Annotated in this window: 17 protein-coding genes and 1 pseudogene; 8 read left to right on the top strand and 10 right to left on the bottom strand. The window is 46.1% G+C overall.

Annotated features, from left to right (window positions below):
• Positions 1–80: 80 nt before the first annotated feature.
• Together AC2VDX_RS15545 and AC2VDX_RS15540 are read right to left on the bottom strand one after the other, a co-directional pair.
• Positions 81–284 (bottom strand): hypothetical protein, encoded by a 204-nt coding sequence (locus tag AC2VDX_RS15545; RefSeq protein WP_378183326.1) that lies wholly within the window; start codon positions 282–284, stop codon positions 81–83.
• 14 nt (positions 285–298) lie between these two features.
• A pseudogene (locus tag AC2VDX_RS15540) lies at positions 299–549 on the bottom strand (cation acetate symporter); the annotation flags it as partial.
• A gap of 330 nt (positions 550–879) precedes the next feature.
• On the opposite strand from AC2VDX_RS15540, the gene AC2VDX_RS15535 reads away from it, so the two are divergent.
• Complete coding sequence (locus AC2VDX_RS15535; protein WP_378183323.1) at positions 880–2,964, top strand: PAS domain S-box protein; 2,085 nt, start codon at positions 880–882, stop codon at positions 2,962–2,964.
• Positions 2,965–3,031: 67 nt separating this feature from the next.
• Here AC2VDX_RS15535 and AC2VDX_RS15530 read toward each other — a convergent pair whose 3' ends face one another.
• Positions 3,032–3,460, bottom strand: coding sequence for a C6orf136 family protein (locus AC2VDX_RS15530; RefSeq protein ID WP_378183320.1), 429 nt, complete (start codon positions 3,458–3,460; stop codon positions 3,032–3,034).
• A gap of 556 nt (positions 3,461–4,016) precedes the next feature.
• Between AC2VDX_RS15530 and AC2VDX_RS15525 the strand changes: the two genes are divergently transcribed.
• The 4 genes from AC2VDX_RS15525 to AC2VDX_RS15510 all read left to right on the top strand — a co-directional run bounded on the left by AC2VDX_RS15525 (position 4,017) and on the right by AC2VDX_RS15510 (position 12,197).
• Positions 4,017–5,900 carry a sensor histidine kinase gene (locus AC2VDX_RS15525; protein WP_486928197.1) on the top strand — a complete coding sequence of 628 codons (1,884 nt, stop codon included), beginning with the start codon at positions 4,017–4,019 and terminating at the stop codon, positions 5,898–5,900.
• A gap of 384 nt (positions 5,901–6,284) precedes the next feature.
• Positions 6,285–9,632, top strand: a complete 3,348-nt coding sequence (locus AC2VDX_RS15520; RefSeq protein ID WP_378183314.1) for a sensor domain-containing phosphodiesterase — start codon at positions 6,285–6,287, stop codon at positions 9,630–9,632.
• 150 nt (positions 9,633–9,782) lie between these two features.
• A complete protein-coding gene (locus AC2VDX_RS15515) occupies positions 9,783–11,264 on the top strand; it encodes an FAD-dependent oxidoreductase (RefSeq protein WP_378183311.1) in 1,482 nt (493 codons plus the stop codon).
• A 60-nt stretch (positions 11,265–11,324) separates the two neighbouring features.
• Entirely contained in the window at positions 11,325–12,197 is an 873-nt protein-coding gene (locus AC2VDX_RS15510; protein WP_378183308.1) for an alpha/beta fold hydrolase, read from the top strand.
• 316 nt (positions 12,198–12,513) lie between these two features.
• Here the strand turns inward: AC2VDX_RS15510 and AC2VDX_RS15505 are convergent, their stop codons facing one another.
• Both AC2VDX_RS15505 and AC2VDX_RS15500 read right to left on the bottom strand, forming a co-directional pair.
• Positions 12,514–13,203, bottom strand: coding sequence for a hypothetical protein (locus AC2VDX_RS15505; RefSeq protein ID WP_378183305.1), 690 nt, complete (start codon positions 13,201–13,203; stop codon positions 12,514–12,516).
• Positions 13,200–14,348: an AAA family ATPase gene (locus tag AC2VDX_RS15500; protein ID WP_378183301.1), complete on the bottom strand. Its 1,149-nt coding sequence runs from the start codon at positions 14,346–14,348 to the stop codon at positions 13,200–13,202. The genes AC2VDX_RS15505 and AC2VDX_RS15500 overlap by 4 nt, the downstream gene beginning before the upstream one ends.
• A gap of 349 nt (positions 14,349–14,697) precedes the next feature.
• On the opposite strand from AC2VDX_RS15500, the gene lysS reads away from it, so the two are divergent.
• On the top strand, positions 14,698–16,209 hold the full coding sequence (gene lysS, locus AC2VDX_RS15495) for a lysine--tRNA ligase (protein ID WP_378183298.1): 1,512 nt from the start codon (positions 14,698–14,700) through the stop codon (positions 16,207–16,209).
• Between the two features lie 73 nt (positions 16,210–16,282).
• Here lysS and AC2VDX_RS15490 read toward each other — a convergent pair whose 3' ends face one another.
• On the bottom strand, positions 16,283–16,885 hold the full coding sequence (locus tag AC2VDX_RS15490) for a glyoxalase-like domain protein (protein WP_378183295.1): 603 nt from the start codon (positions 16,883–16,885) through the stop codon (positions 16,283–16,285).
• Between the two features lie 477 nt (positions 16,886–17,362).
• On the opposite strand from AC2VDX_RS15490, the gene AC2VDX_RS15485 reads away from it, so the two are divergent.
• Both AC2VDX_RS15485 and AC2VDX_RS15480 read left to right on the top strand, forming a co-directional pair.
• Positions 17,363–18,034, top strand: coding sequence for an RNA polymerase sigma factor (locus AC2VDX_RS15485; RefSeq protein WP_378183292.1), 672 nt, complete (start codon positions 17,363–17,365; stop codon positions 18,032–18,034).
• Complete coding sequence (locus tag AC2VDX_RS15480) at positions 18,024–19,124, top strand: tetratricopeptide repeat protein (protein ID WP_378183289.1); 1,101 nt, start codon at positions 18,024–18,026, stop codon at positions 19,122–19,124. The genes AC2VDX_RS15485 and AC2VDX_RS15480 overlap by 11 nt, the downstream gene beginning before the upstream one ends.
• Positions 19,125–19,284: 160 nt before the next feature.
• Here the strand turns inward: AC2VDX_RS15480 and AC2VDX_RS15475 are convergent, their stop codons facing one another.
• The 4 genes from AC2VDX_RS15475 to AC2VDX_RS15460 all read right to left on the bottom strand — a co-directional run bounded on the left by AC2VDX_RS15475 (position 19,285) and on the right by AC2VDX_RS15460 (position 26,175).
• The gene (locus AC2VDX_RS15475; RefSeq protein WP_378183286.1) at positions 19,285–20,049 is read right to left on the bottom strand and encodes a hypothetical protein; all 765 of its coding nucleotides are present in this window, start codon (positions 20,047–20,049) and stop codon (positions 19,285–19,287) included.
• 158 nt (positions 20,050–20,207) lie between these two features.
• Positions 20,208–21,062: a DUF2267 domain-containing protein gene (locus tag AC2VDX_RS15470; RefSeq protein WP_378183283.1), complete on the bottom strand. Its 855-nt coding sequence runs from the start codon at positions 21,060–21,062 to the stop codon at positions 20,208–20,210.
• A gap of 279 nt (positions 21,063–21,341) precedes the next feature.
• Positions 21,342–22,814: a sensor histidine kinase gene (locus tag AC2VDX_RS15465; protein ID WP_378183280.1), complete on the bottom strand. Its 1,473-nt coding sequence runs from the start codon at positions 22,812–22,814 to the stop codon at positions 21,342–21,344.
• A gap of 136 nt (positions 22,815–22,950) precedes the next feature.
• Complete coding sequence (locus AC2VDX_RS15460; protein WP_378183277.1) at positions 22,951–26,175, bottom strand: glycoside hydrolase family 15 protein; 3,225 nt, start codon at positions 26,173–26,175, stop codon at positions 22,951–22,953.
• Between the last annotated feature and the right edge of the window lie 651 nt (positions 26,176–26,826).

The following is a 26,826-nucleotide window of genomic DNA, read 5'->3' as shown; positions in this document are numbered from 1 at the left end:
CACCATCTGTCAAAGCAAGGGGGCATAGCGGCGGGAGTTGTCTCTTTCATCCCTCAAACCTCAACGTGAAATGTCTGTTATTACAGTATTATACTTCCATTGACTTTTGATTTTAGTTTAAGTCCCATTAGGTCGTAGGGATAGAGTTTGGAGTCGAGGTGACTATTGTCGGGGGTGAGGGTAGCGGTGAAGTTGTCGCTGACAAACAGTTGAGAACCGTTGATGGTTTGGATGTGGCTGTCGAAAGTAGAGTAGCCGTCGATAAAGCCTGCTAGGTGCCCCATTTCGTGCAGCAGGGTGGTGACACGTAGGCAATAATCAACACGCCGTACTGTGCCACCTGAATCCAGGTAATCCCTTTCATTCCCCTCAAAACGGAGAAAAAACCGACAATCACCATACCAACGATCGCGCCAGTGCTTACATCCACTTGTAGGAAGCGGCTGAACACAGTTCCCACAGCCCGCATCTATCCGGCGACGTAGGTCATGGAAACAAAAATAGCCGCCACGACTGCTACCAAACGGGCACGTTGGAGTAATAGCGATCGCACTTCTTCCGATGCAACAACCCAGCAGCGAAGCATCCCGTAGAAATCAACGTAAAATCGCGGATAGATATCACCTCAGTTCCTAAAAAAACCCGGTTTATTGGAGATTTACACTTACCTACTCAGCGTATGCCGCAACGCTCCAGCTCCTCAAACCTAGGAAGTGGCAGAGAATCTGCGATCGCTTCCGAGTAAATACATAAATTGGTGTTTTAAAAATAAAATACAAAATTTTGTAAGAATTGGGACGAATACTCTGCATCATTAGTAGGAAGCGATGGGAATACTAATAACAGCTAACCGGGGAGTAAATATCCAAGAGGACTACTGTGGACAATTCCAAGCATCCAAGCGAATTAACTGAGCAGCTGGCTAAAGCAGAGTCCGAACTCAACGCATTTTTTAACCTGTCCCTCGATCTTTTATGCATTTGCGGACAAGACAGGTACTTCCAGAAACTCAACCCCGCCTGGGAGAGAGTTTTGGGCTGGACGCTGGAAGAATTGATGTTGCGCCCTTGGATTGAGTTTGTCCATCCAGATGATGTGGATGCAATAACAGCATACGAACAATCTACTGACAATGCGATCGCCCATTTTGAAAATCGCTATCTCTGCAAGGATGGCAGCTATCGATGGCTGTCTTGGAGAACGTTACCGCATCAAAATGGATGCTACTATGCAGTTGCCAAAGACATCACCGAGCATAAAGCCGCAGAGTTAGAACTACAACAACTCACCGCCCAAGTTGAGCAACAAGCAAAAAGCCTCGACCAAATTCTCTCAGCTTCTCCAGACCATATTTATCTAATCGATAGAGCTGGAAAATATGCCTATGCTAGCCTTGCAGGTGCAAAGGCACTAGGGTTCCAGCGTAGCGACATGGTGGGGAAGACATGGCGAGAACTAGGCTTGCAACCGGAAAATATGGAGTCAATTGAGGCTCACCATCAGGCAGTATTTTCCACCGGACAACCCATGAATGGCGAAGCTTACCTTCCCACCGTCGAGGGTTTCAGGCACTACGAGTACATTATCACCCCCATCCATAATCCAGACGCCAGTGTGGATGCAATCCTCAGCACTGTCAGAGATATTACCAGTCGAAAGTGGGCAGCCGCCGCCCTAAAAGAAGCCAACGAAGAACTAGAACAGAGAGTAGAAGAGCGTACAGCAGAATTACAGCAGGTAAACGAGCAACTCCGGGATGAAATTAGCGAAAGCCTGCGACACGCTGCGCTCTTGCGACGTGCAGAAGCAGCACGGCGCGAGAGCGAAGAAAGATTCCGCCGAATTTTTGATGATGCTCCCATCGGTATCACCTTAGTGAGAAAACCTGACTGTCGGTTTTTCATGGTAAATCGAGCCTTTTGTGAAATTTTGGGTTACACGCAGTCAGAACTGATAACCCTCAACCTTTTAGATATTAACCATCCCGAAGATTTGGAAATGGAAACGCCTTATCTCAAGCAAGTAATTCAGGGAGACATAGACAGCTATCAACTTGAGAAACGTTATATCAAGAAAAACCAAGAAATTTGCTGGGTGAAGTTAACGGCAACAGTAATCCGAAATGAAATTGGAGAAATCCTCTATGAATTAGGCATGGTTGAGGATATCACCGAGCGGAAACGAGCCGATGCCGAAATTCGCAATGCCATAGAAAAAGAACGGGAACTCTGCGAACTCCGTTCTCGCTTTGTTACCACCGTATCCCACGAATTCCGCACCCCGTTGAGCATCATCATTTTGTCTGCCAGATTGCTAGAACGTTTCCCACATCAAGCAACAGAAGAGAAAAAATGCGAATATTTTGCTCGCATTCAAGCAGCTGCCAAAAACATGACTCATCTCTTAGATGATGTGTTGTTTATTGGTAAAGCAGAAGCCAAGAAGCTCCAGTTTAATCCAGCACCTTTAGATTTAGAAAGATTCTGCTGCGAATTGGTGGAAGATATACAAGTAACAACTAGCAAGCAACACGCGATCGCTTTCGCTTGTCAAGGTCAGAATACCCATTTTTGTATGGATGAAAAGTTGCTTCGGCAAATTTTCACTAATTTACTTTCAAATGCCATCAAGTATTCCCCGAAAGGCGGCAATATTCAGTTTGACTTAGTTTGCGAACAAGGAACGGCACTTTTCCGCATCCGAGATCGAGGAATCGGCATTCCTCCCGAAGCCAGAGCGCGATTATTTGAATCTTTTCATCGAGCTGATAATGTAGGGACGATTCCGGGTACTGGATTAGGACTTTCTATCGTCAAAAATTGTGTGGATTTGCACGGTGGCAAAATAGCAGTGGACAGTGAAGTTGGAGTAGGAACCACGTTTGAGATTACGATTTATTCAAGTAATTCTCTGTCTAAAGTAGAGGCAGAAAAGACAATTGCTTCTCTCGTTCAAGCTTCATAAATTCAGGAAATTGTTTTGCTAAAAACGTTTACTATAATCAAGACAAGACATTCAACTGAATTTGAGTTTAGATATTTCCTCCCTTTTTTATAAACTGCTTCAAAATCTCGCTTGGTTTGCGATCCCATGTATCGATGTGATTGTAAATTAAACCGTCTTTATTGAGTTTATACGTAGAGTAGCCATTGAAAAATAGGCGAGCTTTCCAGGGAAGGCGCAAGACACCGCGCACAGTCCAATTCGCCCTAATCGTGTCTTCATCTGTCTGATACACATCATGAAGATCGAAAAAGATTTCTGTAAAAAATAGCTGAGCGTGAAATCGCAGCGTCCAAAAGATAATGCGATAGTTGATTTTCCATTTAAATTTATTAACTGGATCTTCAAAGTAGATATCCTGCGTATAAATGTCGTAGGAAATATCTTTCTCAAAAAGCGTCGGTAAATCCTTTTTAAGCGTCTCTACTACCCGTTCTACTTGTAATTGATATTCCACGCGCTTTCCCTCGTAACCCAGCGGCACAGTGATGATTTTAGCGGCTTTTCAACCTCTTTTTTTGCAGAAAACCCGATTCTAGACCAGCCGCTATTTTACATTGATTTTCATCGATTGCTTCTTATCTACTGAGGCGATCGCTGGCAAAGTGGTAAAAGATCCGAAATTATACAGTAGACAGTATCTCCAGCCAGTGTTATCTCAGAAGAGGGAACGACAAATACTTCTAGTCAAAAAGTCTTCTGCCTAAAAACAAACTAATATTTGCTGTCTAAATGACCAACCAGTTATCCGTAATTTCTCGGAATTTGCTGAGAAACAACTGAATAGTCAAAGTCGAGCGTTTGCACAAATTATAATGAAAATGTTACCTATTTCATGAAAATCAACAAATATACAGCGTTTTCTTTCTGGATGAGGTACAGTCAAGCTTCCAAAATCAAAGGTTTTAGGCGATCCTCGTACCTCACTAGCTTCAAAAGTGCTGTATGAAATATTCCAAAATAAGATACAAATTGAATATTAAAAGTAAAAACTATTACGGCAATAAATCTTGATGTTAAAATTTGTGCAAAATTTTTTGTCAAAAGACTTTATTCCCCACGGGCATTGTTACTTGTGGAAGCCAGGATTAGTGTGGCTGCACATCACATCCGATGTTCTGATCGCACTGGCTTATTACTCAATTCCAATCATGTTGGTATATTTCGTCTACAAAAGGCGAGATATGCCTTTTTACGGGATATTCCTATTGTTTGGAACATTCATCGTTGCGTGCGGTACGACTCATATCGCAGAGGTGGCAACGCTGTGGCATCCGTATTATTGGCTATCAGGATTGTTGAAAGCTTTTACTGCTGCGATTTCTGTGTATACGGCGTTGGTGCTAATGCCCTTGATTCCTCAAGCACTTGCAATTCCTAGTCCAGCGCTACTGGAAACTGCCAACAATACACTAGAAAATGAAATTGCCGAGCGCCAAGCCGCTGAGGAAGAACTGCGAAAACTCACATTAGAGTTAGAAAGACGAGTCGAAGAAAGGACTGCGGCGCTACAATCTGCCAACATCTTGTTACAACAGGAAATTGCCGAACGCCAGCAGACAGAAGCGGCATTACGGGAAAGCGAAGCGCAATATCGTCGCATTGTCGAAACCACAACTGAGGGAATCTGGGTTCTCGACGCCGCAGGCAATACATCTTTTGCGAACAATCAGATGGCCGAAATGCTAGGCTATACCATCCCTGAGATGTTAGGTCAGACTTTATTTGCATTCATGGATGAGGAAGGTCAGGCGATCGCGATCGCGCAAATAGAACGTCGCCGCCAAGGAATTAAAGAACAGCACGACTTTAAATTCAGCCGTAAAGATGGCTGTGACTTGTGGGCGATTGTGGCGACCAATCCCATCTTCGATCAAGCAGGGCAATACATCGGTGTCTTAGGAATGATTACCGACATTACCGAACGTAAAGCTGCCGAGGAAGCTTTACGGCAATCGGAAGCGCAATTGAGACAACAAACAAACCAGCTAGAACAAGCTTTTCGAGAACTTCAACAAACCCAAGCTAAACTCGTTCAGAGTGAAAAAATGTCCAGTCTGGGGCAATTAGTCGCCGGAGTTGCTCACGAAATTAATAACCCAGTCAACTTCATCTACGGCAATCTCACCCACACCAGCGACTATACTCAGGAACTGCTCAACCTGCTGTCCCTCTACGAGAAACACTATCCCAATCCCGTCCCTGAAATTCAAGCTCATGTGGAGATGGGCGACTTCCGTTTTATCAAGAAAGACCTCCCGAAGCTGCTGGCGTCGATCAAGGTGGGGGCAGAACGCATCCGCCAAATTGTCTTGTCGCTGCGTAACTTCTCTCGACTGGATGAAGCGGAAATGAAAGTCGTTGATATTCATGAGGGAATTGAAAATACTTTGCTGATTTTGCAGCATCGCTTGAAACAAGTCGGAGGCACTTCAGGCATTCAGCTGTTCAAAGAATATGGCAAGTTGCCGCTAGTCGAGTGCTACCCAGGTCAGCTCAACCAAGTGTTTATGAATATTCTCGGTAATGCGATTGATGCCCTCGAAGAGGCAATCGGGAATGGGTCATGGGTTATGAATCATGGAGAAGAAAGTACCGATAAACAATTACCTACGATTCGGATTCACACTCAAATGCTAAACACCAATCAGGTAGCGATCCACATTGTAGATAACGGTTCTGGCATGAGCCAAGAGGTGCAGCAACGAGTGTTCGATCCGTTTTTTACCACAAAAAGCATCGGCAAAGGCACAGGACTGGGGTTATCTATTAGTTATCAGATTGTGGAAAAACACGGCGGTCAATTAAAATGCATTTCCACAGCAGGACTTGGGGCAGAGTTTGCGATTGAGATTCCCATTCACCAGACCAGTCGCCAGCCTGCGTTAGTGAAGTAATCTGCCCTATTTTTGGCTCCGTAGAAATCTTGATAAAATTTAGAAAAAGCAGGAAAATCTCTGCTGGAAACAAGAGAATATCCGTAGTTTCCCGGTTGCTAAATTTTGCATTTGTTCCATATAAAACGAATAAAATTTAAAGGGTAGGCATTTTTTCTATCGATTAAAGTTGTAAATAGATTAGTTTAATAAATAATATTTGTAATTTCGTATACAGATTTGCTTTCTACGTCTAGAAAGTAATCAGGTTAAAAACTTATTAAGGTAATTTGTGACAGAAAAAGGAATTTTTTGTGATTTAGATCCGGAGAAGGCTACCTATCTTAAAGTAGAAGTAAAGATTGCGAACATAATTACAACCAACCTAGCTGAGGAAAACAGAATATGGTAAACCTGAGCCGGATAGGTATATTTGAAGCTATATCCAAAAGAATAACCAAAGCTAGTGTCAGAGAAAATGTCGCAAGTATCGAATCTGGAGAAGTATTACGGGTGAAAGTGCCTATAACAAGCAATGAAGCAGCAAGGCTAAAAGCCCTCTGGCAGTATGAGATTCTTGATACTGCTCCCGAACAGGCTTTCGACGATCTAACTCAGGTGGCTGCACATATTTGCGGAACACCTATTGCGCTGGTCAGCTTTGTCGATACGCATCGGCAGTGGTTCAAGTCGAAAGTCGGTGTGGAGGTATCAGAAACACCGCGAGATATCGCCTTTTGCGCTCATACCATTCTGCAAACCGATTTGTTTGTTGTCCCCGATTTAACAGCCGACGAACGGTTTGCAACGAACCCTTTGGTAGCTTCCGATCCTAATATCCGCTTTTATGCAGGTGCGCCTTTAATCACACCCGCCGGTTATGCGCTGGGAACGCTGTGCGTAATTGACTATGTGCCGCGCCAACTCAAGCCTGAGCAGCAAGAAGCACTCTTAACACTGAGTCGTCAGGTGGTGGCGCAACTCGAACTCAGGCATAATTTAGCAAATATGCGACAAGCGATCGCTGAACGCTTGCAAGCAGAAACTCTATTAAGCAGTCAGAAGCGTGTACTGGAAATGATTGCCAGAGGCGACTCCCTCAACAGCGTCCTCAACGTTTTATGCCGCAATATTGAAAAACATTCCAGTAAAATGCTCTGTTCGATTCTACTTCTGGATGAAAACAGAATTAATCTGCACTATGGCGCAGCGCCTAGCCTTCCAGAAAACTATAATCGCGCTCTTGATGGGGTAGAGATTGGACCGCGTGTTGCCTCTTGCGGGACAGCTGCTTATTGGAAGGAACCTGTAATTGTCTCAGATATTGCTATCGATCCGTTGTGGGAAGATTACCGCGAGTTAGCGTTGAGCAACAAACTCCAAGCTTGTTGGTCTACACCGATTCTGAATTCGGATGGCAAGGTGTTGGGTACTTTTGCAATGTACGGCTCCCAACCTTGCACGCCTAATTCTTATGATTTACAACTGATTGAAATAGCAACAAACTTGGCAGGAATTGCCATCGAGCGCCTGCGGACAGAAACCGCACTTCAGAAAGCGCACGAAGAGCTAGAAATGCGGGTTTGGGAACGAACGCAAGAGCTAGAAAAAGCGAATCAGACATTGCAAGCTGAAATCGAGGAGCGCCAGCGAGCAGAAGCGGCGCGGCGGGCATCAGAAGAGAGATTCTTTAAAGCCTTCCGTTCCAGCCCTGACGCAATTACTATCAGTACGCTTGCAGAGGGACGCCTTGTTGAAATCAACGATACTTTGCTAAGCATTACTGGTTATACCCGCGAAGAAATCATCGGTCGCACCACAGTTGAGCTGAAGATTTGGGCAAATGTAGAGCAGCGCGATCGCATGAGGCAGATATTGCAGGAGCAGGGAACTGTTCGCAACATAGAATTTACCTTCCTGATCAAGTCAGGTGAGGCGCGTGTGGGATTGCTCTCAGCAGAAATTATTGACTTTGACAATCAGCCGTGTCTTCTCGCCGTGAGCCGAGATATTACCCATCGCAAGCAAGCTGAAGAAGCACTTAGGGTACAACAAGAGTTTCTTCGCAATGTGATTGACGCCACCCCAAATTTAATTTTTGTCAAAGACTGGGATGGGAAATTTACTCTGGTTAACAAAGCATTAGCAAATATTTATGGAACAACCGTGGAAAATTTGCTTGGCAAGACCGATGCAGATTTCAATCCGAATCCTGGGGAAGTAGAACAGTTTCTCTGTGATGACAGAGAAGTGATGACAGTAGCAACGGAAAAAATCATTTCTGAGGAAACCCTCACTGACTCTACAGGCAAGGTGCGATGGTTTCAAACAACTAAGAAGTCTCTGGTATCGCCAGATGGAAAAAGCCGGCAAGTTTTAGGAGTTGCCACAGATATTAGCGAGCGCAAACGCGCAGAGGAGCAATTAATCCACGATGCCTTTCACGATAAGCTGACAGGCTTATCAAACCGCGCCTTGTTCATGGATCGACTCGGACATTTGGTTGAGCTGACACAACGGCGTCAGGATTACTTGTTTGCCGTACTATTTCTGGATCTCGATCGCTTTAAGGTCGTCAACGATAGCCTTGGGCATACAATCGGCGATCAACTACTTGTCGAAATCGCTCGCAAGCTCCAGACGTGTCTGCGTCCTGGAGATACGGTTGCCCGTCTTGGGGGAGACGAGTTCACCATTCTTGTAGAAAATATTAAAGATGTCAGTGACGCCACCCGCCTTGCCAACCAAATTCAAAATGAACTAACTTTACCGTTCAATCTCAACGGACAAAAGGTATTTACCACCACCAGTATTGGCATTGCTTTGAGTACAACAGGTTATCACCAGCCGGAAGACCTGCTGCGCGATGCTGATATTGCCATGTATCGCGCTAAGGCATTGGGTAGAGCGCGTCATGAGGTATTCGACATGACGATGCACACTCGCGCTGTGGCACTTTTGCAGTTAGAAACTGACTTGCGGCAGGCTGTCAATCGCCAGGAGTTTTTACTTCACTATCAGCCAATTGTGTCGCTTTCTACAGGTCGAATTACCGGATTTGAGGCGCTGGTGCGCTGGCAGCATCCAGCGCGGGGTTTGATTTCCCCAGCTGAGTTTATTCCAATGGCAGAAGAAACTGGACTGATCTTTTCCCTAGGTTGGTGGGTCTTAAGGGAAGCTTGCCGTCAGATGCGGGCATGGCAAGATTCGTCATTAGAAGAACCAAGGGCAAATGACCAAGGACAATTGACGATGAGCGTGAATCTTTCTAGCAAACAGTTTACGCAACCTCATCTAGCTCAAGCAATCCATCAAATTCTAGAGGAAACAGGTTTAGATGGTGGCTGTTTGCGGTTGGAAATCACCGAAAGCGCCGTGATGGAAAATGCTGAATCTGCGATCGCTACCCTCTTACAATTGAAAAAACTAGGCGTCCAGTTATATATTGATGACTTCGGCACGGGTTATTCATCTTTAAGTTATCTGCACCGATTTCCAATTGATACGTTGAAAATTGACCGTTCCTTCGTCGGTAGAATGAGCAGTGATAGCGAGAATTCGGAGATTGTTCGTACCATTGTCACACTTGCTCACAACTTGGGTTTGGATGTGGTTGCAGAAGGAGTAGAAACCCATGAGCAACTTGCCCAACTCAGAACGCTGCAATGCGAGTATGGACAAGGTTACTTTTTCTCCCGCCCCCTGGATGTTGCAGCCGTGGAGACATTAATGGCGGCAAAGCCTCAGTGGTAGAGATACCCCTGGCATCCCCCGATAAATTGGGGGACTTTTCCGGTTCCCCCCAATTTATCGGGGGGTTAGGGGGGATCTAGGTTTCAAGCTTTGAGTGCGTAAGTCCTGATATATCTAAATTGCCCAAAAAACTCCTACAAAATGTCGTCTATGTCCGTAACTCCCCAACTGGCTGTTGGCAGCAATAGACAAGCCATTGTCATCGGTGGCAGTATGGCTGGGCTACTAGCAGCGCGTGTGCTTGCCGACCGCTTTGACCAAGTGACGATTATTGAACGCGATCGCATCCCAGACAAACTGGAGACGCGCCGAGGCGTCCCCCAAGCCTACCAAGCCCACGTTCTGCTAGTGCGGGGTCAGCAGATTTTAGAGCAAATGTTTCCTGGATTGGGTGCTGAATTAGTGGCTGCTGGCGCAACTACTTTGGACTGGACGTTAGACTGTCCCATGCTAGATTTTGGCGGTTGGGCACCCCGCTTTCCCTCCGGACTTGTGACTCATGCCTGTAGTCGGAACCTGCTGGAATGGACGATTCGCCGCCGACTGGCTGCTTACAGCAACATACGCATTCTGGAAGAATCCCAAGTAACCGAGTTGTTGTCTGACGCCAGCAAAACGAAAGTGACGGGCGTGCAGGTGCAATTTCACAACCACCCGCAAAACACTAGCGCCGCAGATGTAGAGACGCGGAATTTCGCCTCTCTACCAGCCGATCTGGTCGTGGATGCAACTGGACGGAATTCCAAAACCCCTGAGTGGTTAAAGGCATTAGGTTACACGCCGCCTCAGGAGACAGTCATTAACTCGTTTTTAGGCTACGCCAGCCGTTGGTATCAGCGCCCAGCCGATCTCCAAAGCGATTGGAAATCAATCGTGCTGTGGTCTAAACCAGGGGAAAACTCTCGCGGTGGGCTGCTTTATCCCTGTGAGGGCGATGCTTTTGTTCTCACCCTGGCTGGCGTAGGTCGAGATTATCCACCCAGCGACGAAGCTGGCTTTTTGGAATTTGCCCGCAGCTTGCGATCGCCCATTCTCTACGAAGTGGTCAAACACGCCCAACCGATTTCACCCATCTACTGTCATCGCGGGACAGAAAACCGCCTGCGTCACTACGAACAATCCAGATTGCCAGAAAACTTTGTCGTCTTAGGTGATGCCGTCTGTTCCTTCAATCCTATCTACGGTCAAGGCATGACTGCGGCGGCGATCGCTGCGTTAACTCTGGAGGAGTGCTTGAAAGAGCAATTTCAGCGTCAGTCTCAGGACGATTTAACGGGTTTAACGCGGCGTTTTCAAAAGCAACTGGCTAAAGTGAATCATATACCTTGGCTGATGGCAACCGGCGAGGATTTCCGCTGGTCTACGACCGAGGGCGGTCAACCCGATCTCAAGACCCGATTTATGCATTTGTATCTGGATCGTGTGAGATTAATCACGATTGACAGTCCCGTAGCGTTCAAAGTTTTCATAGAAGTGATGCACCTGCTGAAACCACCCACCGCGTTTTTTCAGCCGAGAATCTTAGTGCAAGTGCTAAGGCAGTTAATCAATCGGCGTCGGCAAGATCAACCGAGTGCTGATGAACTATATCTTCCGAAGCTGCCGTCTTCTGCTGTTGATTCGTTAACCTGAAGAGTGTCCGCAGTGGCAATGAATCGCCGATCCCATGACTAAAACGGCAAAGGAGTATCTATGTCTGTGCTAGAGGGTTCTTGGAAGCACGAGTATATCACCAGCAACGGAATTAAGCTGCACTACGTCACGCAGGGAGAAGGCCCTTTGATGCTGATGCTGCATGGGTTCCCTGAATTTTGGTACTCCTGGCGGCATCTAATACCCGAATTTGCCAAAGATTATAAAGTCGTCGCCCTCGACTTGCGCGGTTATAACGACAGCGATAAGCCAGCAGACCAATCGGCTTATGTGATGGATGAATTTATTAAAGATGTTGAAGGGGTAATTAAGGGACTCGGATACTCTAGCTGCGTTCTGGTGGGTCATGACTGGGGGGGCGCGATCGCTTGGAATTTTGCCTACGCATACCCCACAATGGTGGACAAGTTGATTGTGCTAAATCTGCCTCACCCTGCCAAATTTGCCGAAAATATGCGTAATCCCCAACAACTCTTACGCAGTTCCTATATTTTCTTTTTTCAGCTACCGTGGCTACCAGAATTTCTCTTACAATCCTTCGATTACCAATCCATCGAAACGGCTTTCACGGGTATGGCTGTTGATAAGAATGCCTTCACAAAAGCCGATCTGGATGCCTATAAACAAGCTGCGGCAAAACCCGGTGTCCTGACAGCCAGCCTGAACTATTATCGCAATCTTTTTCAGCAGAGAATGCTCAATCAAGATTGGAGTATTCTCCAGGTTCCTACTCTAATGATTTGGGGGGAGAAAGATACTGCACTTGGTAAAGAACTGACTTACGGAACCCAAGCGTATGTCAAAGACTTTACGATTAAATACATCCCCGACTCTAGCCATTGGGTGCAGCAAGAGAAACCGCAACTAGTCACTCAATATATGCGAGAGTTCCTTGCAACTACCAGCGGCTGATCGATAGGTGATTACTGCAACTTTTAAGATTGACTCACTTTGCTGCTGATATTAACAGTTTTGAGCAAATTAGAGATTGGGAAAAGTCTACCACTCTTGCTATAAGCTTTCAAGGTGCCAATCAAGAGGCTGAAGCTACTTTTTAAATTCTATACAGCTCCAGCCTTAAAGCGACAGATTGCCAATCTATCAACAATTCTACCAAGCACTCAGATAGCAAATCTACTTGCTTCTATGTCAAATAGCGATGCTGCTGGCGCAGCCGCAACGCTTACGTGCAATTCTTGTGATGCGGGGAAGGATGCGATCGCGTTGTTTATTTTGGCAATTCTGCTTTAATCATGTCACAAAAATTTATAAAACTTTTGAATGTATTCAATTGCGGTGGTTGAGCTTTAATTCTTGCTTTTAATTCATTCAAGTAGTATGGTTTCAAGACCTCGCCTGGGTTTCTTTTGTTATATGTGATATTTTTTCCCTCAAATAGCGCTTTCAAATAAGCCCCATGAAACTGAGCATGGGTATTAAATTCATTATATTTGCCCATAAATTCAGGATCATCGACTGAAACATCATAATAACGGATATAATCCAACAACGGTTGGTTTTGAGGATTTTTTGAGTAAATCTTTCGATTACCCAGTAACCAGGTTTCTAAGCATCGGTTTTGAACGATGATAAAAAACTTTGTCTTTCCCAATTCAAAGCTTTCTTTTCTTATAAATTCATCAATTTCATTTCTGATATCTGCAACAGTATTTTCTTCTGCATCAAGACATACCACAAAATAGTTATACTTTCCACTTAAATTGATTTCTTCAATTGCTCTGGGAATGAAATCATAAATAAGGGAAGGATACCCTTCGCCACTTATCAGGTAATAGTTTTTCACATTCACCAGCGCGTAGGCATCAACTCGCTGTAGTTCTGGTAAAAGATGCCCTAACCAAGCTGGATAAACTTTTTTCTCAGTTCTTCTTCCTTCTACAAGAAAATACAGATTCATTCAACTGCTATTCCTTCGCTGTAAGCTTCAAGATTTAGTAGTTGAATAAAAGCTTGATGTCTAGATTTGCCCAGGTTAAAATCCTTAGCATCTTTTACCGTTACTACACCGCCTCTACGAGTAACTATTTTCCAGTGTTCCATCCCAATATTATTAATAATGTAAGGGTGATGGCTGGTTATGATAAATTGCAGATTTCTATTTTGCCCCAACAAATCTTCAGTCAAAACATCAATACAGTTAACACCTAAACTATTCTCAAATTCATCAATAAGAATTACGCTTCCTTCAGGGGCTAAGTATAATTCGCTAATCTGCATTAAAGTTTTAAACATTCCTGAAGAAATATTAGGTTGACTAATCCATTTATCAACACCTTTTTCTTTAATCTTAAGGGAAAGAAACTCATTCAATAAATTTTTAAAGCTAATTGGTAAATCTTCCCGCTTTTCTGGTTCTACTTTGATATCTTCAACCTGTGTAAATATATCATTTATAAAGCGCTTTTTGATTTTTTGGAATACACCTGGAAAATATTTATAAACTAATGCCAATTTGATTAAGTCTGGTTGATTAATTTTTTGTATAGTTTCCAAAGAAGAGTTTTCAAATTGGTTTAAAAATGCAGTGGTAGCTGTGTATATTCTTTTCTCCGGATCTAACTGAACTATTTTATCAAAACCCTCCTTTATGGGAGCAATGTCTTCTTCTTCACTTAGTATATCGACTAAACTTTTAAACGGTGACAACTTCGGAGTCATTTGATTTTTAAATTCTATTTTATCGTTGTTTCTTTTAGCAAGTTCATTGCCCTGCTTATATAAATACTCATTTATAATTCTAATTTTAGGTTCTTCATCATTCCCATCAAGAATCCCTCCAGCCAATCCTTTGCTTTCAAATTCCCCTTTCCATCGAAATTCAACCCGCTCAAGAGTTTCAAATGTAATATCCCATTGCACCCCATTCAAAGATTCACCATTGGCTATATCTTTTAAGTTTAATATTGACTTAATAATTTGAGTTTTGCCAACTCCTGATACACCAACAAGTAAGGTGAGGTTAGAAAAGCTATTAGTAAAATCAACTGTATTTAAGCGCCAGTCCAAGGCTTTGTTATAATATTCTATCGTTTTAATTTTCATAATTAATCTCCCCTTCAGTTACATAGATTATAACGATTAGCTAGAATTGGCTAATATACTGAAGGCATAGCTGTTAAACATTTACAGCCTAAATTCTTAGATATATTAGCAAAATTTTTATAAATCTCTATTAACTGAATCGATGGTGGCAGGGCTTACACAAGTGTAATAGCGATCGCCCCCACTACCCTATCTCTTCTTTACTCCTAAAAAAAACTCGTCTAGTTGAGAGGCGCGATCGCCTCCTCCACTCTTCTGCCTCCTCGCCACCACAAAAACAAGACACAATAGTTAACATACTTGCAATAGAGCATCTAAAATCAAAGATTGCCCCTAAAAGTTCCTTACCATGTCCTCAGATGATATCCGCGCCACGCGGTTAGAGAAAGTCGAACAGCTAAAGCAACTGGGAATGAATCCCTACGCTTACCAGTGGGAATCCAGCCACCATGCGGCTCAATTGCAGGAAAAATACGCAGATTTGCCGAGCGGTGAAGAAGTTGAGGTAGAAGTCGCCATTGCTGGACGCATTATGGCGCGTCGCGTCTTCGGCAAACTCGCCTTCTTTACCTTGCAGGACGAAACTGGCTCGATTCAGCTGTATCTAGAGAAGAAAAGAATCGATGAAGGGATGGCGGATGTCCCGGATGCCTTTAAACACCTAAAGGATCTAACGGATGCTGGGGATATCCTGGGAGCCAAGGGGACAATTAAACGCACGGAAAAGGGTGAGCTATCGGTTTACGTCAAGCAGTACGCAATTCTCACCAAGTCGCTGCTACCTTTACCGGATAAATGGCATGGATTGACGGATGTCGCCAAGCGCTACCGTCAGCGTTATGTGGATTTGATTGTCAATCCGGAAGTGCGGGAAACCTTCCGCCGCCGCGCTCTCATTACCGCCGGAATTCGCCGCTATTTGGATAAACTGGGCTTTATTGAAATTGAAACGCCAGTGTTACAAGGAGAAGCTGGCGGTGCCGATGCTCGTCCCTTCATCACCTATCACAACACGCTGGATATGGAGTTGTATCTGCGGATTGCCACAGAACTCCATCTGAAGCGGCTGATTGTGGGTGGATTTGAGAAGGTGTTTGAATTGGGGCGAATTTTCCGGAATGAGGGGATTTCCACTCGCCACAATCCGGAATTCACCACGATTGAGGTTTATCAAGCCTACGCCGACTATCAGGATATGATGGCGCTGACGGAGGGAATTATTACCACTGTGGCGCAAGAGGTGCTGGGGACGCTGGAAATTACTTATCAAGGCGAGACGATTGACTTAACACCGCCTTGGCGTCGCGTTACCATGCACGACTTAGTCAAGGAGCAAACTGGCTTAGATTTTACCGTCCCAACGCTGGAAGCGGCGAAAGCAGCAGCGAGTCAGGCAGGTATCGGAGGCGCTCAAGAATGCGAATCGATTGGCAAAATTCTTAACGAAGCCTTTGAGCAAAAATGCGAACCGAATCTGATTCAGCCGACGTTTGTGCTGGATTATCCGGTGGAAATTTCGCCCCTGGCTAAGCCGCACCGCTCGAAACCGGGATTGGTAGAGCGATTTGAGCTATTTATTGTCGGACGGGAGACGGCGAATAGTTTCTCAGAATTAACCGATCCTATCGAGCAGCGGCAAAGACTGGAAGCGCAAGCGGCGCGGAAGGCGGCTGGAGATTTAGAAGCGCAAGGCGTTGATGAAGATTTCCTGACGGCGCTGGAGTATGGAATGCCGCCGACGGGTGGTTTAGGGATTGGGATTGACCGCTTAGTGATGCTGCTAACTGATTGTGCCAGCATTCGGGATGCGATCGCGTTCCCCCTCCTCAAACCCGACAAATCCGACGCCACCCCAGAATAAACCTAACCCTGCCCCTTTCCACCTCTCCCTAACCCTCTTCTCTTAGGGGAGGGTTAGGGAGAGGTCAATATAGCTAATTCGACACTTCCGCCATTTCAATCACGCGACCTTCCAAATCTTTTACCAAAAAATTCAATGGTTTGTCGCGGCGAATTTTGTGCTTGACGCCTCGCATTTGCACCCGCATCAGCACCATCTCTAAACAATCGTGGTCAAAACAAACGTGACGTTGCTGGTTTTTATTCCCCAAACTGGCTCCAGAAATGACGTGCAGTTGGGTGTTCTTCTTGAGCTGATACCATAAACCTTCCGAACCATTCAACTTTTGGGTAGCGGTGCTTCCTCCCAACGTGGGTGAGAGATAAAGCGGATCGATGGCGGTAGCTCCCAATGTTTGCTCATAGTTGTAGTAGTAGTGCAGAGGCACTTCTGCAACTGGCAAATCTAGCAAGCCTTCATAGAACTGTCGCGCCGTGTCTAAATCGGACACCATGACGGTATGGACTTTTGGGGCGCTGGTGAGGAACATCCACATGGCACCGGCGTAGGCTGCCAACAGCATCACCATGATGCCTTGAGTGGACAAGAGACCATCTAGAGGTAATTCCGGGAAAAAAGCACCTAAATGAACGAGCTGAGGCAGAAAAGAAATTGTATCAATTGCTGCTAGAACCATGAACCTACAAGGCTTGAAGAACTCTATTGAAAACTAAACTTACGGTTGCACATAACACTTTGACTGTAACCCAGTCAAGAGTGCTATTTAATTCTATCAAGCTTAAACGAGTCTCTAAAATACTCCGCAAGTCTGCCGAAGTTAAATAAAACTGGCGCTGCAAGTTATCTCGCTCGATACTGAGACAAGCGATGGTGGTTATAGCAATTCTATTTGAGTGGTGAGCCAGTGGTTCAGACTCCTGACTTCGTAAGAGTTGTCGGGAGTCTCGCCTTCACGACATGAGAAAGATAATCAGAAGGATGCGATCGCTACTCAATCTATCGCCGCGAAGCGCTCAAAGCAGCTGAAGAAATAAAGTGCGATTGGCACTCTTGTCACCGACTAAAAATACAAGCATCATTTCCATTCGTGAAAACACTAGATATATTAGGGATCGTTCCTGGATAGAATGACTCCAGTAAGTGATTCAAAATCGTGCAAATTCCTCATTTCCCTGAAAGCAATCATCCGATTGTCAAATCGCTGTTTCATTACAGCGATCAGGAATTACTGACTTTGTTTCAGCGCCATCCGGAGCAGGGGCGCTTCTTCGTAGCGCTTTTCAGTCGCTATAGTCCGATAGTTTATACCCTGATTCAGCATTTGGCGCGATCGCCTGTACAAGCAGACTACCTCTTCGCCCTCACCTGGCGGCACATCTACTTCGAGCTAGGCGGACTGGATTTGCGCGATGTTAGCGGGACTGGGATGCTAACTTTCCAGAACTGGCTGATCAACATTACGGCTGTATGTATCAACCAGGCAGAATTGCCACCCGTGGAGTCAATTCATTACAACCTACAAGCGGCTTCCCCGCCCCTGTGGTGTTATGTTGAACAAGCGCTGGAGCGATTCCCGCCGATGTTGCGATTGATGGTGCTGATGGCGCAGACCTTCAACTGGAGTCATACGCGGATTGCGGCTTATCTCCAGGCAGAGGGAGAAACAATTTCTCCGACACAGGTTCAAGTCAAGCTCCAGGAAGGGTATCAACTGTTAGAAGCTTCTTTACCAGAGGATATTCGCACAATTTATCTGGTAGGAGCTAAGCAACAGAGCAAAGGCGAGAAGCAAGAGGCAAGTGGAGCGATTAGCTATGAGTTATGAGGAGCGAGTCTTGTTTTTCGCAGCATTCGCCAAATTAGGCAAAAATCGGGCACAAAAGAACAGTGCTAATAAATTGAGACTTTTTTCTGTTTCTTTGATCTTTTTACTGTTTAGTTTTTACTTGCCGAGTGGTGCCAAAGCCGTTAGTATTGACCAACAACTCAGTATCCCCTTGAACAATGGCACCCAAGGATATGCGAGGGAAGATGCCGACCGACTGCTGCGATTGGGCGCACAGGAGGAACAGAAAGGAAACCTGGCGAAAGCAATTCCCTACTGGATACAAGCACTGGATATTTATCAACAACTGGGCGATAGGCAGGCAATCGGTATTACCTACGATTATCTAGGTCTTACTTACGCCCGGTTGGGACGCTACTTTGAGGCGGAAGATGCCCTGCGACGCCGGTTGGCGGTTGCCCGCGACGAACCAGACTTCCAGGGGCAGATTTATGGCTTAAATAACGTCGGCACCATTCTGCTGCAACGAGGTGCCGTGCAGGCGGCTTCAGCCAGCTTTTCTGAGGCACTGAAAATTGCCCAAAGCATCAACAGCCAAGCTGGGGAAGGACTGTCGCTGAGTAATCTGGGATTGGCGGCGGCGAATAGCGGCGATTATTTCCAAGCGATTAAACGTTACGAAGAAGCCTTGATTTTTCGGCGGCGAGGGAAAGATCCTCTGGGCGAGGCGAATACAGTGAATAATTTGGGAGATGCTTATCGGGCAATCAATCAATATCGGGATGCCCAGACTTCATACCGTGCGGCACTGAGATTGGGACGGCAAACGCGCGATCGCTCAACTCAATACCGAGCGATTGATGGTCTGCTGGTCATCTACAGCAGGCTTAGGCAGTATCAGGAGGCTTTTGAACTGCTCGATCGCCGCTTAACCTTGGCTCAAGAATCGCAAAACTTGCGGCAAGAACTGGAATCGCTCAGGTTATTCGCTCAACTTTATCAGGTGAGCGGCAACCCAGTATCGGCGCGGACTTTTTACCAACGAGCGATCGCTTTGGCGCGTACCCTTGGGGATGAGCAGGAAGAAGCCCTTTTGCTCAACAATTTGGCTCAAATTCGGATTAGATAAAGCGTTATACCAGCGTAGGGAGGCAAAGCTCTACCTCCCTACGATCCTGGTCAGGAAATAGCAATCCTCATTCATTCATAAAATCTTGGATCTCTCTTCTTACTCTTCCTTCGCGCTCTTTGCGTCTTCACGGTTCCTAAAAAAATTTACAACTCAAAGGTTAGTTCAGCAAGACATTACCGTTTTCCTGAATGGTCATGGCATTTTTGTCAACACCGAGATCCGTTGTTTCCTCCAAAACCACCTCTAACATTCCCTGTTCGCCTGATGTTTGAGGAACGACTCTCAGCAGTGCGCCATTCGGACGTTGGAAGGTCAGATTTACAGGGGTTTTCAAGCCTTGTAGCGTAATATTATCTCGACCAGGTAGCCTCCGCTGATTGGTATCGCCCAGCACCTGATAAGTGATGGGATCGCCGGTTTGGTTGATCAGTTTGACATTCACCATCCCGTTCATGGGCATCACCCTGGAAGCGGGAGATTGTAGCTGTTCCGGTGCTGGTGGTTTAATCACAGCACAGGGTTGTGTCGGCGGTGCCATATCAGCGCCCGGTCTTGGCGGCGCTGGGGGTGTCATCTCAGTCTCTGACTGCATTGGCGAGGCAGCTGGACAACCCGCAGGGGGACGAATGCCCGCTTGAATATATCTAGATTCGTAGAAAATGCTAGGACAGGGGTTTAGTGGCGAAACGCGCTGAGCGTTATTCGGCAATTGGTTGACATTGCTGGGATTGGAGTTATTCTGCATCAGGCGATCGCCACTTGCGGGTGGTTGCATCAGGCGATCGCGAGTATCGGATGGTTGCTCGATCTCGCCTGGAGCCGAGTTCATCTGAGCCAGTGCTGGTAAGCCAAAGAGCAGACTTCCACAAATCGCTCCTGCTAACGCCAGTGTTTTTTTGATTGACTGATGTTTTTGAATCATGATTGATTTCTCCTTTAATTCAGTTTATTTAAAAAGTGTTTCAACTGCCCGACTTTAGCAGTTTGGTACTCGTCGGGCAGCAAAAAAAGATTAAGTTTTAGTCGGCAAAAGGCAAAAGTAAAGAATTTGCTCTTTTTATTTTTGCCTTTCTCAAAAAGCTAGGCTTTCTCCCAGAATTCTCTAATTTTGTCGGGTAAGAAGCCAGCAATTTCCTGAACCCGTTCCTCGGACAATTCATCTTTTGTCGCCGCGAACACAGCCTTAATTGCCATTTCTGGTTCTACCCCTTGCGGCAAACCAGCTTCTTGCCGAATCCGGAATAGAAAAGTATCGGACTTAATCACTAGGGGAGGACGAATTCGGCTGAGGAATTGGACAATTGGATTGGTATCCTTCCACAAGTCGGCAATTTCGTTTTGCAGCGCCTTATCTTTTGTAGGTTCCACTGGTTCATGCAGTTCAGAAGTAACCCGATCGGCGGCTTCATTCGTCATCATGTCCCGCATGGTACGGAACACCACCTCACTGATATCTCTAGCATCAAAGATATCTTCCAGTTCGCCCCTGAACATCACTTTCTCTAGGAAGGGCATATCCTTTGTGGCAATGGGAACCACGGGACCTTCTTGAAGGGCTGCTGGCAGGTTTTCCTCCATTTTTTCCAACAGGCGTTGCCCTTTTTCCGTCAGTCTTGCACTTTTAAATTTGATCAGATGAGGTGCTAAACCATCAGAGGGATCGTAGGAATTGGCAATGCGGAAGTCGAACTCTTTCGGATTAACGACATCCGAGGTATCTTCCTGATTGCCGTAAGCATTGCCAGTAAATTCAGCATCGATATACTGCTTTTGATTTAAATAATCTAGGTGCCCCAGCAGGTCGGTTTCTGTGACTTGTCTACCAGCGAAGTCTGCCGCCGTGAAGGCTACTTCATGCTTACCCGGCTCGCTGTCACCTTCGTGGATTTTTTTGAGTAAGATGTAGGCAACATCTTCTCTTAAGGGTATTGTCATCAGAATCTCCTTATATTTTGAATGTCGGATTTAGTAAACGCGGCTTTTCCCTTAAACTTTCCGCCAGATTGCGCTCGGATAAATGATTAGAGCGATTGAAACTCTCTTTGAGTTTCAAAAACCATTTTTGGGTGGAAATTTGGCTAAATCGCCTTAGCCGCTATTCAAGAAATTAGTAGGTCAAGCTTGATCCCTGCATCTGCCAGGGGAAGCATTTCTAAAGTAGAGTCTTTGGAAGGATGATGGAAGAGGGATGAAAGATGAATGGATTCATCCTTCCTAATATTCTTTTGTGGCTGCCGGTAAAGTGACCGTAACCGTTGTACCTTGATGGAGAATGCTTTCAATCTGGATGTGACCTTGGTGAGTCTCAACAATTGCCCGCGCGATCGCTAACCCTAATCCCGATCCCGTTGCCGTAGCATTTCCCGCGATATGAGTTCTGGCGGGATCGACCCGATAGAATCGGTCGAAAATGTGGGGCAGTGCCGACTCTGGAATGCCGATGCCAGTATCGCTGACTCTGACTTGCAGCTGGGGCATCCCGTGGCGTTTCGTGGGGCGATTCATTGCATCGACCCATTGCAATTCCACATCAACTTTACCCCCCGCTGGGGTGTATTGCAGGGCATTACTGACCAGATTTGTGAATAGACGCGCCAGATGATCCCAGTCTCCCTCAACAGCAAAGGCATCCTCTTCAAATTTGGGATTTGGGATTTGGGATGGGATTTCTTCCTCAATCAATCCCAAATCTAAAATCGGCAATCCAAAATCGAGAGATAGCTTGATGCCTTTCTCAGTAGCTACTAGCTGTTGTTCTTCAATCACCTCCATCAACAAGGCATCGAGGTGAACTTGAACCCAAGTGCGTTGTTTCATGCCACTATCCTGCCGCGCCAGAAATAGCAGATCGTCCACCAAACGCCCTAAACGCCTAGTTAACCGTTCTACAACCTTCAGCTGTTGTCGGTAATGGATGGGTGCCTCCCCTGCTGCCTCTACCAGGTCGGGATCGTCCAGCGCCACCTGCACATTCGTTTGAATCATGGCAATCGGGTTCCGGAGTTCGTGGGAGGCGTCAGCGGTGAATTGTTTAAGACGTTGGTAAGACTCTCGCACAGGTTCCATCGCCAACCCAGAAAGCCACCAGCCGCTAGCCGCCACAGAAATTAACATTAACCCGGTGCCAAAAATCAAATCGACCATTAACAAGCGAGTCGGTTTGGCAACCTCAAACCAGGGATGGCTGACGCGCAGATATCCCAGTACTTGACGCCCTATTTGCACTCGTTGTGTCACCTGTCGCAAAAGCAGCTTGGAGTCCTTCGTTGCCTCCCTTGTAGGAGACCAAAATTCCGAGTCTAATATCCCTTGCCACGAAGCCCGAACCACTGGCACGGTTTCACCAGTGCGGTTGAGATGAATGGGAATATCTAGGGGTTCAAAGAGGGTAGACCAGAGTAATTCACCTGTGGCGCTAAACCACTCCAGGTCGATGTGGTCGTCTTCAGCGGCTTCGGCATTATTGCGAAAACTTGCTTCGACGTTGACGGATGAATTGCCATTCGGGGCGGTTTCAATAACGAGCGATCGCTGCACCACTTCCACTACATGATTAAGCGTATCATCTACGCGCTCAATCAGCGTGTTGCGGACATACAAATAAACCCCAGTGGCAAATATCAGCAGCAGTACCGCTGTGACAGCCGTGTACCAAATAGCCAGACGCCGACGAGTGGCTTGAAACATAAATCAACTCAATTATAATCTCTAATTTTTTAACGCAGAGTTAAACGCTCTCGGTACGCAAAGTTGTGTTAATTTCTTTGCGTACCTCTGCGGTTCCCTTGGCGTACCTTTGCCTTAAAAATCTTCTCTATAATCTTTAAGCAGCACTGGGTTGCCCAAATTGAGTCAAGAAGCGGAATGCCTTGATAATGGAACTTGCACAATCTCTGGGGGAAGTGCCGTAAAAGGCACGCCATGCGGCGGCTTTATACTCGTCATAGCGGTCTGCTCGTTCTGGAAATTTTTCCAGCCAAGCCAACCGCACGGCATGACCAATTAGCACATCTAGGACAATATATTCTTCTACTTGTAACTCTGGATTCGCTTGAGCGATCGCTGCCAATTCCATCAACGCCTCGATATTTACCTTTCGGTATTCCGGTGCCTGGATCTTATTGAGCAAATGCTCGATTCGCAGGGCAAAATTCTTTTCCCCTGGCGTCATTTCTGACAAAATTAAATGGCTATCCAAACGATTGCGCCGCTCTAGCTTATCCCCAATTACCAAACCTTTGCAGTGTTTCAGCAGTCTCCAGACGCTGGGATAAAAGTCTTTCGGTACTCGATTGAGTGCCCCATCCAGTTGTCGCTGTCGCAACCAACCCCCAGCAGTGGGTGCCTCTGTCTCATCTGGTTCCACCGGAACCACCCACTCAATCTCCTGTTCCTGCTGTTTAACGTGTAAGGATTCTTGCTGGCGCAACACTTGATTCATCCCCTCATACCCAGCTAATACTTGGCGCAGCCGCATTCTCACTTCAAACGGGCTTAACTGCATCAAGTGTTCATAAGCTTCATCCTGAGTCAGTCGCAATTCGTGCGCCAATTCGCTAGTCAACAGCAGGATCAAATATCCTACCCGCAGCGTCAGCAAACCGTCAAATAGCTGAGGTTCCCCCTTGATCAGCAGACCGAGATAAATTAGGATTTCTTGAGCTAAGACGCGATCGCGTATATCCTCCCCGCAGAACTCGCGGATCTTGTCCATAATTTCTGTATAAGACATCGGGCGCGTCATCAGCGACGCCTCAGTATACGCCTTGCCCACCGTAATCTGCTTGCCCCGCACTAGGATATCCGTCACTGCATCCGATAAGCCAATATCAACCTTATTCAGTAACCCAGCGGCATGACGCACTACAGTCCAATGGGGGGAAGCTCCGCTGGTGCCTGCCTTGGTGTAAACTTCATCCAGCAATTGGGCTACCGTCACCCGTTGACCTGGTCCTCCAAAGCCGGTATCAAAATCCAATCCCTGCAACCGCACCAAGGTATGCAACAACTCAATTTGCTCGTAAATGTTTTCCGACTCCCGCAGACTGGAGAGTAATAATCCCAAGTTGGTTTCGCACTCCAGCATAAATTCTTGAGTATTACCCAGCGGCCTATTTTTATCGGGATGGCTGGTCAGATAGTACCGTCGTGTCGCGGCATCTTGAACCGGCGACTGGGTAAACTCAAAGTCGTGTAGAAAATCAATTCGTTCGGTCCCAGATGTCAGCATCAGCTGATTTAGCCGCCCCAATTTCACCCGGACCCCATTGCATAAACCATCTTTTAGCTCCTGCATCAGTTCCAGAAGCGCCTCTGAGCCGGTTTCCAGCATCGCCTGGGTCAGCAACAACGTCATGGTAGGACGCCCTAGCTCAAACCAATTGCGCTGAATATAAGCAAGTTCGCTCTGAATTTCAGCGACTAAGAAATGGTAGTCAAGCGTCAGGTAAAACTGCTGTTGATCCAAAAATGACGGTAAGAAGACAATCGTCTCGCTCCGGATGCGAAAAATCCTTGATGTCGTTAAAGTCCGCAACCGGCGCACGGGTCTGCCAGTGAGTCCCAGCTTATCGTTCCGTCCAATTTGGGTATAAATTGCTGACAGTTCTGTTGCTTGACGCACCTGAATCGGCTCCAGTTGTTGCGGCGTCTGCGTTGCAATGCCGTGGACTGCTAATTCAGCTTGCAACTTTTCATCTTCTGCCAGCAGCGCAATTTGTACCATCGGGTTTCCTTCCCGACCTACACTGAGGTGCCGTCCCAGGGGGTCAATATCCCCCACCGCGATTAACTTTTCACTCAGCATTTGTCCTAGCAGGTACAAGCTTTGCGCCCACACCAGGGGGATGTTTTCATTAGGTAGGCGCTGCTGGGTATGGGGGTTCAGCCTCTCCGCCTCAATCGTTTCCGCCGGGACATAATAAAGCTCCGGTAGCAGCCGCAAACCGTCCTGCTCAATCAGCAGAAACTCCAGACACTCTTGGTAGTCCTTAACTTGTTCGGTGTCTCCCCGAAACAAACCATCCAGCACCAGGTAGGTGAAAAATAAAGGCCATTCGCACTCAATATGCTCAAATTGTTGCAATTCCCAAGGTTCGTAGTGCAAGCGGCTGGTATCTTCCAAAACAGTTTGGTGTCCATCTCGCAAAAAGCGTTTGCAGCCGTAGCGTCCCTCTAGCTTGTCAACGATTTTCTGTCGGGTGCGTTCCATCAGCTCCATATTTTCCACCGCAAAGGCTGGGAAACTAATCACGCTCAAGCTAGCCGCATCCACTTCTTTGGAGCTGGATTCCCTTGGCAGCAGGGATTTCAGGGTCATGCGGGCGCGAGCAATTTCATCCGGCAGCACATGAATTACAGAAGCCTGAGAACCGCGCACTCCGAATAAATCTAGTCCGCTAATTGCTTCCAAAGCGGCTTTTGCCATCCCGACCGAACTGGCATTTAGCTCTGGATTCCCCCGATTTATCTTATTTCCCCGCTCCCAAATCCCATAATCGGGGGTTCGGTAAGTTCTGCCAATGTAATACACCAGATTTTGGACAAAGTTCACTTCGTCAATGGCGTAGATGATGTGCAACCCCGATGCCGTCATCTGAGCCAGCATCAGCAGAAACAGCGAGGTGGCATCTAATTGCAAGTGTCCCCAAGCGTCATCGCCGACTACGACATCACCGCTGCTGGTGTTGTACTTGGCGTGCAAGCAGTCTAGGAGGGATTGGCTTTGCTTGAATCGCTCGACTTTGTGGCTTTGCCGCATCATACAGAACAACAGCCCCCGCATTAGCTTGACGACGCTTTGTTCTAGCTCGTAGGTGCGCCCCTTGTCTTCATCGACTTTGCGGTAAGCCAGTGCCAGTCCCCAAACGGCGAGAATGCTATAAACGTTGTCGCGTACCCAGGCATCGGTGTAGTCGCCGTGGGCGTTAATTGCGGTACTGGCGGGCAACAGACCCGTAATCGGATTCTGACGGTTGAGAATGACAGCCTTGATCTGGTGGTAGTAATCGTCTAGGCGGCTTAGCTGTTGTGAGGCGTTTAGCAACATATCATTCTCCGGCAGTATGGGGAATCCAGCTTTGGTGCCTTATATTGTCGCACCAAAGCCAAATTTAATCTGCTTAAAGGCAGAAAAGATTGCAAGGTTGTTAAATATTAGAAATATTTATTAATTTGACAGTAATTAAAATTTATTTGACACAGTAAAGACTATGTAAGCCGCAGAAGCAACGCTTTGAAAAATTAGTTGATCTTGATAGATTGCTGGTTGTTTATTTAACATAATTCAGCTTTTTTAATAGCAAACTATGCTTTTTAATGTTAGCAGATTTGTTGTTAGTAATAAAACCGTAAATTAATGGCGATCGCGCCTTAACCAAATTCAAAACAAACAGATTCAAAACTTTGCCATAAGCTTTTAACATAAATATATAAAATAGACATTTGCTCATTAAAACAATTCATTAAATCACATTTATTCTCTAACATAAAGCTAAAAATTTTCTCTGTAAATCAACTCCTTCTGGGAACTGGCTACCTAAGCATATACATAGAATGAGAACAGTAATAAAATGAGATGCTGGGAGTGAAACAACTTGAGTATTTCGTGACTCTGTACTGTGAAAAAATACGCCTCAAGTTTACACCTAGTTCACAAATTACCGCTTATAAATTTAGTAGATTCCAGGGTTTACCAAAG

It is taken from the genome of Coleofasciculus sp. H7-1, from assembly GCF_057473865.1.
Note: the sequence above shows the minus strand (reverse complement) of the source record. Positions and strands in the feature narration are given on the sequence as shown.

What these genes read in the sequence shown, in the direction of transcription:
- AC2VDX_RS15545 (WP_378183326.1), bottom strand. Translation starts at nt 284, where the DNA reads ATGGGGCACCTAGCAGGCTTTATCGACGGCTACTCTACTTTCGACAGC.
- AC2VDX_RS15525 (WP_486928197.1), top strand. Translation starts at nt 4,017, where the DNA reads ATGTTAAAATTTGTGCAAAATTTTTTGTCAAAAGACTTTATTCCCCAC.
- AC2VDX_RS15520 (WP_378183314.1), top strand. Translation starts at nt 6,285, where the DNA reads ATGGTAAACCTGAGCCGGATAGGTATATTTGAAGCTATATCCAAAAGA.
- AC2VDX_RS15515 (WP_378183311.1), top strand. Translation starts at nt 9,783, where the DNA reads ATGTCCGTAACTCCCCAACTGGCTGTTGGCAGCAATAGACAAGCCATT.
- AC2VDX_RS15510 (WP_378183308.1), top strand. Translation starts at nt 11,325, where the DNA reads ATGTCTGTGCTAGAGGGTTCTTGGAAGCACGAGTATATCACCAGCAAC.
- AC2VDX_RS15505 (WP_378183305.1), bottom strand. Translation starts at nt 13,203, where the DNA reads ATGAATCTGTATTTTCTTGTAGAAGGAAGAAGAACTGAGAAAAAAGTT.
- AC2VDX_RS15500 (WP_378183301.1), bottom strand. Translation starts at nt 14,348, where the DNA reads ATGAAAATTAAAACGATAGAATATTATAACAAAGCCTTGGACTGGCGC.
- lysS (WP_378183298.1), top strand. Translation starts at nt 14,698, where the DNA reads ATGTCCTCAGATGATATCCGCGCCACGCGGTTAGAGAAAGTCGAACAG.
- AC2VDX_RS15490 (WP_378183295.1), bottom strand. Translation starts at nt 16,885, where the DNA reads ATGGTTCTAGCAGCAATTGATACAATTTCTTTTCTGCCTCAGCTCGTT.
- AC2VDX_RS15480 (WP_378183289.1), top strand. Translation starts at nt 18,024, where the DNA reads ATGAGTTATGAGGAGCGAGTCTTGTTTTTCGCAGCATTCGCCAAATTA.
- AC2VDX_RS15475 (WP_378183286.1), bottom strand. Translation starts at nt 20,049, where the DNA reads ATGATTCAAAAACATCAGTCAATCAAAAAAACACTGGCGTTAGCAGGA.
- AC2VDX_RS15470 (WP_378183283.1), bottom strand. Translation starts at nt 21,062, where the DNA reads ATGACAATACCCTTAAGAGAAGATGTTGCCTACATCTTACTCAAAAAA.
- AC2VDX_RS15465 (WP_378183280.1), bottom strand. Translation starts at nt 22,814, where the DNA reads ATGTTTCAAGCCACTCGTCGGCGTCTGGCTATTTGGTACACGGCTGTC.
- AC2VDX_RS15460 (WP_378183277.1), bottom strand. Translation starts at nt 26,175, where the DNA reads ATGTTGCTAAACGCCTCACAACAGCTAAGCCGCCTAGACGATTACTAC.